11 protein-coding genes are annotated in these 12,843 nt (G+C 71.6%); 5 read left to right on the forward strand and 6 right to left on the reverse strand.

Annotation, left to right across the window (positions count from 1 at the left end):
• Nucleotides 1-28: 28 nt before the first annotated feature.
• From RLT59_RS06025 to RLT59_RS06040, 4 genes are all read right to left on the reverse strand, one after another.
• Nucleotides 29-1,486, reverse strand: a complete 1,458-nt coding sequence (locus RLT59_RS06025) for an NCS2 family permease (RefSeq protein ID WP_311302424.1) — start codon at nt 1,484-1,486, stop codon at nt 29-31.
• 224 nt (nt 1,487-1,710) lie between these two features.
• Complete coding sequence (locus RLT59_RS06030; RefSeq protein ID WP_311302425.1) at nt 1,711-4,095, reverse strand: xanthine dehydrogenase family protein molybdopterin-binding subunit; 2,385 nt, start codon at nt 4,093-4,095, stop codon at nt 1,711-1,713.
• Nucleotides 4,096-4,098: 3 nt separating this feature from the next.
• Complete coding sequence (locus RLT59_RS06035) at nt 4,099-4,692, reverse strand: (2Fe-2S)-binding protein (protein ID WP_311302426.1); 594 nt, start codon at nt 4,690-4,692, stop codon at nt 4,099-4,101.
• Nucleotides 4,693-4,694: 2 nt separating this feature from the next.
• Nucleotides 4,695-5,585, reverse strand: a complete 891-nt coding sequence (locus RLT59_RS06040; protein ID WP_311302427.1) for an FAD binding domain-containing protein — start codon at nt 5,583-5,585, stop codon at nt 4,695-4,697.
• Nucleotides 5,586-5,842: 257 nt separating this feature from the next.
• Here RLT59_RS06040 and RLT59_RS06045 point away from each other — a divergent pair, with 257 nt between their 5' ends.
• Complete coding sequence (locus tag RLT59_RS06045) at nt 5,843-7,591, forward strand: PucR family transcriptional regulator (protein ID WP_311302428.1); 1,749 nt, start codon at nt 5,843-5,845, stop codon at nt 7,589-7,591.
• Between the two features lie 230 nt (nt 7,592-7,821).
• Nucleotides 7,822-8,607, forward strand: coding sequence for a hypothetical protein (locus RLT59_RS06050; RefSeq protein ID WP_311302429.1), 786 nt, complete (start codon nt 7,822-7,824; stop codon nt 8,605-8,607).
• A 35-nt stretch (nt 8,608-8,642) separates the two neighbouring features.
• Here RLT59_RS06050 and RLT59_RS06055 read toward each other — a convergent pair whose 3' ends face one another.
• Entirely contained in the window at nt 8,643-9,395 is a 753-nt protein-coding gene (locus RLT59_RS06055; RefSeq protein WP_311302430.1) for a GntR family transcriptional regulator, read from the reverse strand.
• A gap of 144 nt (nt 9,396-9,539) precedes the next feature.
• On the opposite strand from RLT59_RS06055, the gene RLT59_RS06060 reads away from it, so the two are divergent.
• Both RLT59_RS06060 and RLT59_RS06065 read left to right on the forward strand, forming a co-directional pair.
• Nucleotides 9,540-10,400: a (2Fe-2S)-binding protein gene (locus RLT59_RS06060; RefSeq protein ID WP_311302431.1), complete on the forward strand. Its 861-nt coding sequence runs from the start codon at nt 9,540-9,542 to the stop codon at nt 10,398-10,400.
• Nucleotides 10,401-10,591: 191 nt separating this feature from the next.
• Nucleotides 10,592-11,680 (forward strand): DUF2637 domain-containing protein, encoded by a 1,089-nt coding sequence (locus RLT59_RS06065; RefSeq protein ID WP_311302432.1) that lies wholly within the window; start codon nt 10,592-10,594, stop codon nt 11,678-11,680.
• A 126-nt stretch (nt 11,681-11,806) separates the two neighbouring features.
• Here the strand turns inward: RLT59_RS06065 and RLT59_RS06070 are convergent, their stop codons facing one another.
• A complete protein-coding gene (locus tag RLT59_RS06070) occupies nt 11,807-12,205 on the reverse strand; it encodes an ATP-binding protein (RefSeq protein WP_311302433.1) in 399 nt (132 codons plus the stop codon).
• Nucleotides 12,206-12,438: 233 nt separating this feature from the next.
• Between RLT59_RS06070 and RLT59_RS06075 the strand changes: the two genes are divergently transcribed.
• Nucleotides 12,439-12,831, forward strand: coding sequence for a guanyl-specific ribonuclease (locus tag RLT59_RS06075; RefSeq protein WP_311302434.1), 393 nt, complete (start codon nt 12,439-12,441; stop codon nt 12,829-12,831).
• Nucleotides 12,832-12,843: the final 12 nt, after the last annotated feature.

The raw sequence follows: 12,843 nt of genomic DNA on the forward strand, positions 1-12,843 counted from the left end.
TCCTTGACGGATGTGTGAAGGGAGGGCGTCAGCTGACGCCCAGCCAGCTTTCGAGCGGGTGGAGCGCGAAGTAGACGACGAAGATCACCGTCAGCCCCCACATGAAGGCCCCGACCTCACGGGCCCGGCCCTGGGCGACCTTGATCGCGACCCAGGAGATGACACCCGCCGCCACACCGGTGGTGATGGTGTAGGTGAACGGCATCAGGACCACGGTCAGGAAGACCGGGATGGCGACGGCGCGGTCGCTCCAGTCCACGTGGCGGGCGTTCTGCATCATCATGGCGCCGATGACGACCAGGGCAGCGGAGGCCACCTCGGCCGGCACGATCGCCGTGAGCGGGGTGAAGAAGAGACAGGCCGCGAAGAAGAGTCCGGTGACGACGGAGGCGAGCCCGGTACGGGCACCTTCCCCGACCCCGGTCGCGGACTCCACGAAGACCGTCTGCCCGGAGCCGCCGGCGACGCCGCCGATCGCACCGCCCGCGCCGTCGATGAACAGCGCCTTGGACAGTCCGGGCATGCGGCCCTCGTCGTCGGCCAGCTTCGCCTCCGTACCGACACCGATGATGGTGGCCATCGCGTCGAAGAAGCCGGCCAGCACGAGGGTGAAGACGATGAAGCCGACGGTCATCGCGCCGACGTCGCCCCAGCCGCCGAACTCGACGTCACCGAAGAGCGAGAAGTCCGGGTTGGAGACGGCGGAGCCCTTGAGCTCGGGCGGGCCGCTGCTCCAGATCTTCGGGTCGACGTCGGCGAGCTTGTTGATCACGACGGCGACCACGGTGCCGACGGCGATGCCGATGAGGATCGCGCCGGGGATGTTGCGGGCCTGGAGCATGAAGATGAGCAGCAGCGTCACCGCGAAGATGAGGACGGGCCAGCCGGCGAGTTCACCGGCCGGGCCGAGGGTCACCGGGGTGCCGGTGCCCTTGCCCACGAATCCGGCCTTGTAGAGGCCGATGAGCGCGATGAACAGGCCGATTCCCATGGTGATGCCGTGCTTCAGCGCGAGTGGGATCGCGTTCATGATCAGCTCACGCAGACCGGTGACCACCAGGAGGCAGATCACCAGTCCGTACATCACGCACATGCCCATGGCCTGCGGCCAGGACATTTCGGGGGCGACCTGCGAGGACAGGACGCCGGAGACGCTGAGCCCCGCGGCGAGCGCGAGGGGGACCTTGCCGACGAACCCCATCAGCAGGGTGGTCGCCGCCGCCGCGAGCGCGGTCGCGGTGATCAGCCCCGGCTGGCTGAGGATATTGCCGTCCACATCCTTGCCGCCGAGGATGAGTGGGTTGAGCAGCAGGATGTATGCCATGGCCATGAAGGTCGTGACACCGCCGCGCACTTCGCGTGCGACGGTCGATCCGCGCTCGGATATGTGAAAGTACCGGTCGAGCCATGATCTGCCGGCGGGGACGCGCGAGCCGGGGCCCGCTTCCTCCGCGGTGGTCGTGGGCTCCACTGACTGCTGGGTCATGATGCCTGACTCCCAAGGTTCACAGGGGCACCCGCGATGGAGAATCGAAATGCGGGATTTGGGATGACTGCGCGGGCGGCACGACCCGGGGGACGGCCCGAGACGAACTGTTCATGCAGGGTGTGGGTACGTACGGGTACTGCTGAGGCTCCGGGCGGCGCGGGCGCGGAAGGTGTGACGTTCCCTGGCGCGCACCGCCCGGAGGGTCCGGAGAGGAGCCCGGGTCAGCTGCCGGTGAGGTGCTCGGGGCGTACCGGCGTCCGGTTGAGCTCCAGTCCCGTCGCGTTCCGGATCGCCGCGAGGACGGCCGGGGTGGACGACAGGGTGGGGGCCTCACCGATGCCACGGAGTCCGTACGGGGCGTGGTCGTCGGCGAGTTCGAGCACATCGACCGGGATGGTCGGGGTGTCGAGGATGGTGGGCAGGAGGTAGTCCGTGAAGGAGGGGTTGCGCACCTTCGCGGTCTTCGGGTCGACGATGATCTCCTCCATGACGGCGATGCCCATGCCCTGGAGGGTGCCGCCCTGGATCTGCCCGAGGACGGAGAGCGGGTTGAGCGCCTTGCCGACGTCCTGGGCGCAGGCCAGTTCGATGACCTTGACGAGGCCGAGCTCGGTGTCGACCTCGACGACCGCGCGGTGCGCGGCGAAGGAGTACTGGACGTGGCCGTTGCCCTGTCCGGTGCGGAGGTCGAAGGCCTCGGTGGGGCGGTGGCGCCACTCCAGCTCGACGTCGACCGTCTCGTCCTCCAGTACGTCGGCCAGATCGGCCAGCACCTCGCCGCCGTCGGTGACGACCTTGCCGCCCTCCAGGAGGAGTTCGGCGGTGGCCCAGGCGGGGTGGTAGGTGCCGAACTTGCGGCGGCCGATCTCCAGGACCTGTTCCCGGACGGCCTCGCAGGAGTTCTTCACGGCGCCGCCGGTGACGTACGTCTGGCGGGAGGCGGAGGTGGAGCCGGCCGAGCCGACCCGGGTGTCGGCCGGGTGGATGGTGACCTGCGAGACGCCGAGTTCGGTACGGGCGATCTGGGCGTGCACGGTGACGCCGCCCTGGCCGACCTCCGCCATGGCGGTGTGCACGGTCGCGACGGGTTCGCCGCCGATGACCTCCATGCGCACCCGGGCGGTGGAGTAGTCGTCGAAACCCTCGGAGAAGCCGACGTTCTTGAGTCCGACCGCGTAGCCGACGCCGCGTACGACGCCTTCGCCATGGGTGGTGTTGGAGAGCCCGCCGGGCAGTGCCCGGACGTCGGCCTGTTCCCCGGCGCTCTCCCACTGGCGCTCGGGCGGCAGCGGCCTGGCCTTGACCCGGCGCAGCAGTTCGGCGACCGGGGCGGGCGAGTCGACGACCTGGCCGGTCGGCAGCAGGGTGCCCTGCTCCATGGCGTTGAGCTGCCTGAACTCGACGGGGTCCATGCCGAGTTCGGCGGCGACCTTGTCCATCTGCGCCTCGTAGGCGAAGCAGGCCTGGACGGCTCCGAAGCCGCGCATCGCGCCGCAGGGCGGGTTGTTGGTGTAGAGCGCGACCGCCTCGATGTCGACGTCCTCGATGACGTAGGGGCCGACGGCCAGCGAGGAGGCGTTGCCGACGACGGCCGGGGAGGCGGAGGCGTAGGCGCCGCCGTCCAGCACGATGCGGCACTTCATGTGGGTGAGCTTGCCGTCACGGGTCGCGCCGTGCTCGTACCAGAGCTTGGCGGGGTGGCGGTGGACGTGTCCGAAGAAGGACTCGAAGCGGTTGTAGACGATCTTGACGGGCTTGCCGGTGCGCAGCGCGAGCAGGCAGGCGTGGATCTGCATCGAGAGGTCCTCGCGGCCGCCGAAGGCGCCGCCGACGCCGGAGAGCGTCATGCGGACCTTGTCCTCGGGGAGTCCGAGGACGGGGGCGATCTGGCGGAGGTCGGAGTGCAGCCACTGGGTGGCGACGTAGAGGTCGACGCCGCCGTCCTCGGACGGCACCGCGAGGCCGGACTCTGGGCCGAGGAAGGCCTGGTCCTGCATGCCGAAGACGTACTCGCCGCTGACCACCACGTCGGCGCGGGCCTTCGCCGCCTCCGCGTCGCCCCGGACGATCGGCTGGCGGTGGACGATGTTGGGGTGCGGTACGTGCCCGATGTGGTGGTCGTCGCGGTCCTCGTGGAGGAGCGGGGCGCCCTCGGCGGTCGCGGAGGCCTCGTCGGTGACGACGGGCAGCTCGCGGTAGTCGATCTTGATCTTGGCGGCGGCGCGGCGGGCCGTCTCCGGGTGGTCGGCGGCGACGAGCGCGACGGGCTCGCCGTGGTGGCGGACCCGGCCGTGGGCGAGGACGGGGGTGTCCTGGATCTCCAGGCCGTAGTTCTTCACCTCGGTCGGCAGGTCGTCGTAGGTGAGCACGGAGTAGACGCCGGAGGTGGCGAGCGCCTCGGAGATGTCGATCGAGACGATCTCGGCGTGCGCGACGGTGGAGCGCAGCGTGTGGCCCCAGAGCATGTCCTCGTGCCACATGTCGGAGGAGTACGCGAACTCTCCGGTGACCTTCAGGATTCCGTCGGGGCGCAGCGTGGACTCGCCGATGCCGCCCTTGGTGCGGGTGCCCTGGTTGATGTTGGTGGGGGAACCGGTAACGCCCATCGTCTAGACCGTCTCTTCCGCGCGGGCGGCCGCCAGGCGGACCGCGTCGAGGATCTTCTCGTAGCCGGTGCAGCGGCAGAGGTTGCCGGAGAGCGCCTCGCGGATGTCCGCGTCGGAGGGCTCAGGGGTGCGCTCCAGCAGTTCGTCGGCGGCGACCAGCAGACCGGGGGTGCAGAAGCCGCACTGGACGGCTCCGGCGTCGATGAACGCCTGCTGGATCGGGGAGAGTTCTCCGGTGTCCCGGGTCTCCTCACCGGTCGGCTTGGCCTTCCAGCGCTGTGCCTGGTCGACCGTGGTGCCGCAGGCGCCGGAGGCGCAGCCGGTGCCGGGGTGGGCCTCGGTGCGGTGGGCGGCGAAGTCCGCGAGCCCTTCTACGGTGATGACCTCGCGGCCTTCGACCTGGCCGGCGGCGACCAGACAGGAGCAGACCGGGACGCCGTCGAGGCGGACGGTGCAGGAGCCGCACTCGCCCTGCTCGCAGGCGTTCTTGGAGCCGGGCAGCCCCATCCGCTCGCGCAGCACGTAGAGGAGGGACTCGCCCTCCCAGACGTCGTCGGCCTCGTGACGGCGGCCGTTGACCGTGAGATTGACGCGCATGATCAGGCGGCTCCTTCGGTGCTGCGGCCGTTGCCGCGGTACGACTCCCAGGTCCAGCCGAGGGTCCGGCGGGCCATGATCCCGACCGCGTGCCTGCGATAGCTCGCGGTGCCGCGCACGTCGTCGATCGGGTTGCAGGCGGCCGCGGCGAGCGTGGCGAACTGCTTGGCGACGGACGGAGTGATGATCGTGCGGCTCTCCCAGAACCCGCCCTCGTCGAGAGCGGCGTTCAGGAATTCCTCGGCCTCCTTGGCCCGTACGGGTGTCGGGGCGGCGGAGCCGATGCCGGTGCGGACCGTGCGGGTCTCGGGGTGCAGGGCCAGGCCGAAGGCGCAGACGGCGATGACCATCGCGTTGCGGGTGCCGACCTTGGAGTACTGCTGGGGCCCGTCGGCCTTCTTGATGTGCACGGCCCGGATCAGCTCGTCCGGTTCGAGTGCGTTGCGCTTGACGCCGGTGTAGAAGGCGTCGATGGGGATCAGCCGGGTGCCGCGTACGGACTCGGCCTCCACCTCCGCGCCCGCGGCGAGCAGCGCCGGGTGCGCGTCCCCGGCGGGCGAGGCGGTGCCCAGGTTGCCGCCGACGCCGCCCCGGTTGCGGATCTGCGGCGAGGCGACGGTGTGCGAGGCGAGCGCCAGTCCCGGCAGCTCGGCCCGCAGGTGCTCCATGATGGCGCTGTACGGGACCGAGGCACCGAGCCGTACGCTCTCCTGGCCCACCTCCCACTCGGACAGCTCACCGATGCGGTTCAGGTCCAGGAGGTACTCGGGCCGCCGGTGGTCGAAGTTGATCTCGACCATCACATCGGTGCCGCCCGCGATGGGCACAGCCGTGGGGTGCTCGGCCTTGGCGGCGAGCGCCTCCTCCCAGCTGGCGGGGCGAAGGAAGTCCATGAGTGGCTCTCTTCTTCTCAATCGGTCGTTCGCTGGGGGCTGGGGACGGCCGGCCCTCGTACTTGTTCATGTCTTGTTAACGCGGTGTGTGGCCCAGTACACAAGCCCTGCTCCACCTGGTGCAGTCACCGAAACCATGAAGGAGTTGGCTGGTCCTCGTCCTCGTCTTGTAGATTCGAACGAATGGCGGGTCTCTGTGACCTCACCGCAACACCCAGTTTTCACCCGCACCAACGAATGAGATCGGCGGCGACGAGATGCGGCTGCGCGCACTGCTGGACACCGACGCGCTGGGCCTGCGGCTGCTCGGCGGCGACGACGAGCTGGACCGTTCGGTCCGCGGCGTGATGACCACCGACCTGCGGGACCCCAGCCGCTATCTGACGGGTGGCGAGCTGGTCCTCACGGGTCTGGCCTGGCACCGGGACGCGGCGGACTCGGAGCCCTTCGTGCGGATCCTGGCGAACGCCGGGGTCGCCGGGCTCGCGGCGGGCGAGGCGGAGCTCGGCGACATCCCGGACGATCTGGTCGAGGCGTGCCGGCGGCACCGGCTGCCGCTCTTCGCCGTCAACGAGACCGTCGCGTTCGCAACGATCACCGAGTACGTGGTCCGCCAGGTGTCGGGCGAGCGCGCCGGGGACCTGGCGGCGGTCGTCGACCGGCACCGCCGGCTGATGACCTCGGGACCGGCGGGCGGCGGCCCCGAGGTGGTGCTCGACCTGCTCGGCTCCGACCTCGACCTCCAGGCCTGGGTGCTCTCGCCCACCGGCCGGCAGATCGCGGGGGCCGGTGCGCCGCTCCCCGCCCCGGCCGGGGCGGAGCTGGCCGGCCTCCACCTGGCCGCGGTCCGCACCGGCCGCCGTGCCCCCTACCGGGCCGCGATCGGCGGGGTGGCGTATTCGCTCTTCCCGATCCGGAACAGCAGCCGGGGTGCCGGGCCGGCCTCCCGCGATGTGCGCGAAACGGTGCTCTCCGACTGGCTGCTCGCCGTCGAGGCCGACGCGAGCGACTGGCCGGCCGCCCGGCTCGACCTGCTCCAGGGCGTCACCCAGCTGATCGCCGTCGAGCGGGACCGGCGGGACGCGGCCCGTACGGTGCGCCGCCGGCTCGCCCAGGAGGTCCTCGAACTGGTGCAGGCCGGTGCCCCGCCCGCCGAGATCGCGGCCAGGCTCCGGGTGGCCGCTCCGGTCCTGCTGCCCGGCCTCGGGTCCGCGCCGCACTGGCAGGTGGTGGTGGCCCGGGTCGACTGGGACGAGCAGGGCGCGCCCGGCTCCGCCGGGTCCGGTGTGGCGGGCGGCCCGGTCGCCCAGGCGCTGCTGGAGGAGATCCTCGTCGACCCGGCCGTGACCGGGCCGGACTCCGCGGACCGGATCGCGGTCGCGCACTCCGGCGACGAGGCCGTCGCGCTGGTGCCGCTGCCCGCCGTCGCACTGCCGGACGCGGGCGACACGCCCGACGCGGACGACGCCTCCCCGGACTCCCCCGAGCCCGAGCGCTCCGGGGAGGACCCCGCGCTGCACGCCGACGTCCTGCTCGCCGCCGTCCGCGCACCGCTCGCCGCGGGGCTGGCCGACGACGGCCGGCTGACCCTGGGCGTCAGCGCCTCCGTGCACTCGCCCGAGGGACTGCGCGGCGCGCTGGAGGAGGCCAGGCACGCCCGCCGGGTGGCGGCGGCCCGTCCGGGACGGGTCTGCGCGGCCGGCCACCACGAGCTGGCTTCGCACGTGCTGCTGCTGCCGTTCGTCCCGGACGACGTGCGCCGCGCGTTCACCGCACGGCTGCTCGACCCGTTGCGGGACTACGACCGGCGGCACCGCGCGGAGCTGATCCCCACCCTGGAGTCCTTCCTGGACTGCGACGGTTCGTGGACCCGCTGCGCGGCCCGGCTGCATCTGCACGTCAACACGCTGCGCTACCGGATCGGGCGAATCGAGCAGTTGACGGGGCGTGATCTCTCGCGCCTTGAGGACAAGCTCGATTTCTTCCTCGCCCTGCGTATGAGCTGATTCCCCGGGGCTCCCGCGCTCCCCGGCGGCTTCCCGCCGCTTCCGTCGATTGTGAAAAGTTTCACCTGACATTGCCTCGACCTCTTGGCCCGGCGTGCCTTTCCGTGCTGTGATGCGGCCAGACTCAGAGCATTCGGCCATGGCAGGGGTGGGCGACGCCGCCCCCGATGGCGGGACGTTCTCCACAGCTCAATGGTGCGCTCGGGGAGGGCAATGTGGCGTATACCGCCATGTCTGATTCCGGAACGACAGCAGATGACGATCCGCCGCTCCAGACAGCCGTATGGCGGTTGCGCTCCCGCGCCTGCTGGACGGACGCCGCGGCGCTGCTCGAACACGACGCCGCCACCGATCCGGCCGCGGCGCTCCAGCGGACGGCCCTGCTGACCGAGCGGTGCCTGTACGCGGGACAGGGCTGGACCGAGGCCGAGGACGCGCTGCGCACCGCCGAGGCCCTGGCCCACGACGACGCCGAACGCGGGGCCGCCGCCTGCGAGCGCGGGCACCTCGCGTACGCCTCCACGCTGCTCGGCGTGCGGGACCGGGCCGACGAGGCCCGGGTGGCGCTGAGCCGGGCCGCGGCGCTGCTGTCCCCGGCCGCCGCGGGCCGCCCGCTGCTGGACTTCCGGCGGGGCCTGATCGCGCAGAACATCGCCGACTCGCCGCAGGCCGCGCGCGCCGCGTACCGCAGGGCCCATGCCGGGGCCACCGCGCAGGGCGACGAACTGCTCCTCTCCTCGACCTGGCGCCACCTCGCCCTGATCGCGCTGCGCGAGGGGGAGCTGGCGGAGGCCAGGCACGGCTTCGCGGAGTCCCTGCGGATAAGGGAGGAGCTGGGCTATCTCGTCGGTACGGCCCCGGCGCTCATCGCCATGGCGGACGCCGAACCGGAGCCGGAGGCGGCGACCCGGCTGCGCGCGGAGGCGGGCAGGCTCTTCCGGCTGCTCGGCGGCGTACCGACCTGGCTGGCCCCGCACATCGACCCGCCGGGACCGGAGACCGCGGAGGCGAACTGAGGCCGTGTCCGGGGGCCCGGCCGCAGCTGCCGGAATCAGCCCCCGGAGCCGGCGAAGTGTTCGCGCACCAGCGACTGCACGACCACCACGTCCTGGGCGATCAGCGCGTCCAGGAGCGCGGTGTGCTCGGAGGCGTCCGCCAGCAGGTCGGCGCGGCTGGCGGGCGGGTTGGTCTCCAGGGGCCACTGGGAACGGCGGTGCAGCTCGTCGGCCACCGCGACGAGCTGGGTGTTGCCGGAGAGGGCGAGCACCGCTCCGTGGAAGGCCCGGTCGGCCTCCGCGTAACTGGCGCGGTCGCCGACGGCCGCCGCCGCCACGGTGGCGTCGGCCAGCGGGCGCAGGGCGCACCAGCCCGCCGGCGGCACGCTGCGGGCGAGCCGCAGCATGACGGGCACCTCGATCAGCGCCCGTACCTCCGCGAGCTCGGCCAGCTCGCGCGGGCCGCGCTCGGAGACCCGGAAGCCGCGGTTCGGCACCACTTCTACGGCCCCTTCGCCGGCCAGCTGCTGCATCGCCTCGCGCACCGGGGTCGCGGAGACCCCGAAGCGGCCGCCGAGGGCCGGGGCGGAGTAGACCTGCCCGGGGATCAGCTCGCCGTCGACGAGGGCGGCGCGCAGGGCGTCCAGGATCTGGCCGCGCACGGAGTGCCGCCGCACCTCTGGCCGGGGCGGGGGCGGCTCGCCGTGGGTGTGCTCACCGCGGACCTGTTCGGGGACGCGGACGGACGAGTGGGCGGTCACGGACGCGTACGGCGGCCGCACCTCCTCACACCCTCTGCCCTGCTCCACGGCTGCCTCCTCGGACCTGCGGGCACGGCTCGCCCGCGCCGTGTCCTTTGTGCACGATAGGCGGAGGAGGCCGCAGTTCAAACATCGAGAGGTTCGGGTAAGGTAAGGCTTACCTTTAAACGATCGCGATACGGTGGTCCGCGTATGCCCCTCCCCGCCCTGCTTCCCGCCCCGCTCCCCGCGACGGCGTCCTCCGCCGTGTCCGGGGCGTACGCGCGTCTGGCCGAGGTCTTCCCGGGGCTCCGCGCCGAGGTGCTCGCAGACGGCGAGTCCGCCCCGGACGGCGTCGGCTGGGTGGGCGCGCACGAGCTGGCGGCCGGTGGCGGCGCGCTGGACACCTTCCTCGCCTGGGACAACGCTCAGGTCCTGCGGGACTACGGACAGCAGGCCCGGCCCGACGTGGTCGCCAGCTTCGGACTGCACCGCTACGCCTGGCCGGCCTGTCTGCTGGTGACGGTGCCGTGGTTCCTGCACCGGCGGGTGCCGCGGATCCCGGTCGAGGACGTCGCCTTCCAGCGGGCGTCGGGCCATCTGACCCTCCGGGTACGGGAGTTCGCCTGCCTGCCCGACGACCCGGCGGCGGCGCTGCCGGGCGCCCGGGTGGTGGCGGACGAGGCCGCGCTGCGCGCCGAGGTCCTCGCCTCCGTGGCCGAGCACCTCGGGCCGGTGCTCGACGGGTTCGGGCCGAGGATGCGGCGCGGGAAGCGGGCCCTGTGGGGCATGGCGACCGACGAGGTCGTCGAGGGCCTCTGGTACATCGCCCACCTCCTGGGCGAGGAGCGGCGTGCGATGGCCGAGCTGGAGGCCCTCCTGCCGGGCACCACGAAGCCGTACGTCGGCACGGCGGGCTTCCGCGAACTGACCGGCCCGGACGGCGAGTCACTGCCCACCAGGGACCGGGCGAGCTGCTGCCTCTTCTACACGCTGCGGCCCGAGGACACCTGCGTCACCTGCCCGCGCACCTGCGATGCCGACCGGGTCCGGAAGCTGACGCCCGCTCCCTGATCCACACCACCCCCAAGAGTGACGTAAATCGAACGCAACTGCCCTTCCACTGAGGGGCGTTCGACCAGATCGCGAAAATCCACCGGCTCAGCCACCCCATTGGCGTTCACTTGCCCCGAAACCGCCAGAACTTGAGGGAATCTCCGCCACGATGGCGCCCGAAACGCCCTACGTGACGCAAGGGACCGCGCATGAGACTGACCGACATATCGCTCAACTGGCTGCTTCCGGGCGCCGTGCTGCTCGCGGGGGTCATGGCGGCGGTGGCGGTGGCGGTGGTCGCACGCGGCAAGCGCGCCGCTGACACCTCCGCGGCCGACGACACCTGGGAACGCAGCGAGGACCGCCGCAGACGCAAGGAAGCGCTCTACGCCACGGCTTCGTACGTTCTGCTGTTCTGCTGCGCGGCGGTCGCCGCCGCGCTCTCCTTCCACGGGCTCGTCGGCTTCGGCCGGCAGAACCTCGGCCTCTCCGGGGGCTGGGAGTACCTGGTGCCTTTCGGCCTCGACGGGGCCGCGATGTTCTGTTCCGTGCTCGCCGTACGGGAGGCCAGCCACGGCGACGCGGCGCTCGGCTCCCGGCTGCTGGTGTGGACCTTCGCGGGCGCTGCCGCCTGGTTCAACTGGGTGCACGCACCGCGCGGCCTGGACCACGCGGGCGCCCCGCACTTCTTCGCCGGGATGTCGCTCTCGGCGGCCGTGCTCTTCGACCGGGCCCTGAAGCAGACCCGGGTCGCCGCGCTGCGCGAGCAGGGCCTGGTGCCCCGCCCGCTGCCGCAGATCCGGATCGTGCGGTGGCTGCGCGCACCCCGGGAGACCTTCGGCGCCTGGTCGCTGATGCTCCTCGAAGGCGTACGCACCCTCGACGAGGCGGTCGACGAGGTACGCGAGGACCGCAGGGAGCAAGAGCAGAACCGTCTCCGCAGAAAGGATCAGGAGAAGCTGGACCGGGCCCAGATCAAGGCCCTGAACCGGCAGAACCGGGCCTGGGGCCGGGTGGGCCGGGGCAGCGCCCAGGTGGACGTCCAGGCCCTCACCGCCGCGACGGGCTCCGCACAGTCCGTCGCGGAGCCCGCCATATCCGAGCCGGGTCAGCTGCCCCTGCGGCCCCGGCCATCCCTGCAAGCCGGCACCGGCTCCAGCTCCAAGAACGCCCCGGACCCGAGCACGACTGATCCGAGAGCGGTCGACCTCACAGCGGAGGACGACGACACCCAGGCCCTGCCCCGGCTCGATACGCTGGAGCAGAAACTGAAGGACCTGGAGCAGCAGTTCGGCTGATCCCCGGGGGTCACCCGGCAGGCCGGCACAGTCACGGCCGCGAGGCCGGCGCCGCTCCGGCCGGCGGCTCAGCACAGCGGGCGATGAACGGCCCTGACGAAACGGCCCTGACGATCCGAACGATGGTCAGGGCCGTTCGCAGTCCAGCTCGAACCAGACGACCTTGCCGAGTGCCTTTGGACTGATCCCCCAGGCGTCCGCGAGGCTCTCCACCAGGATCAGCCCCCTGCCGTGCGTACCGTCGTCGGCGTTCGGTACGTGCGACACGGGCATCCCGGGCACAAAGTCCCTCACCTCCACCCGAAGCTTCCTCGGCGCGACGCTGACGGCGACGACCGCGCCCTCGTCCGTGTGGACCAGTGCGTTGGTCACCAGTTCACTGAGCAGCAGCTCGGCCACCTGGGCGGGCTCCTCCTTCCAGCGGTATCTCAGCAATTCCCGTACGGCACACCGCACTTCGGATACCGCTGCCAGATCGGCGCCGCACAGTCTGCGATGCAGCCGGCCCAGTTCCTGACGCTCCATCGTCTCCCCCGCCCGCACAGTGAATCGCCCCCTTCTCGTCGAATGCGCTTCACGCAATGCATGCCCCGCCCACGGGCCGTCACGCTTTCCCGGACGTCAATGAGTGCGGAACCACGGAGTCCGGGCGGAACCGGTGTCACGGGGTGGATCTTCCGCCGTTCAGGTTAACTTGCGAAAAATTCACAGCAGTTGGCGTTGACGGGACAGCATCTACGCGCGTCATCATGGGGGGTATGCGAATCCCCCCACGGATCACCACGCTCGGCGGCGTCGCCGCCCTCCTGTCCGTCCTCTTCGTCGGCGGCCCTGTCGCCGCGACCGCCACCGCGGCCCCCGCCTCGGTCGGCAGCATCTGCTACTCCGCCCTTCCCTCCCAGGCGCACGACACCCTCGATCTCATCGACGCGGGCGGCCCGTTCCCCTACGACCAGGACGGTGTCGTCTTCCAGAACCGCGAAGGCGTACTGCCCGGACAGAGCACCGGTTACTACCACGAGTACACCGTGATCACCCCTGGCTCCCCCACCCGTGGAGCACGCCGGATCGTCACCGGTGAGGAGACCCAGGAGGACTACTACACCTCCGACCACTACGAGACGTTCGACCTGGTCGACTTCGGCTGCTGAACCATCTCCCGG

Source organism: Streptomyces sp. ITFR-6 (genome assembly GCF_031844725.1).
Classification (GTDB): domain Bacteria; phylum Actinomycetota; class Actinomycetes; order Streptomycetales; family Streptomycetaceae; genus Streptomyces.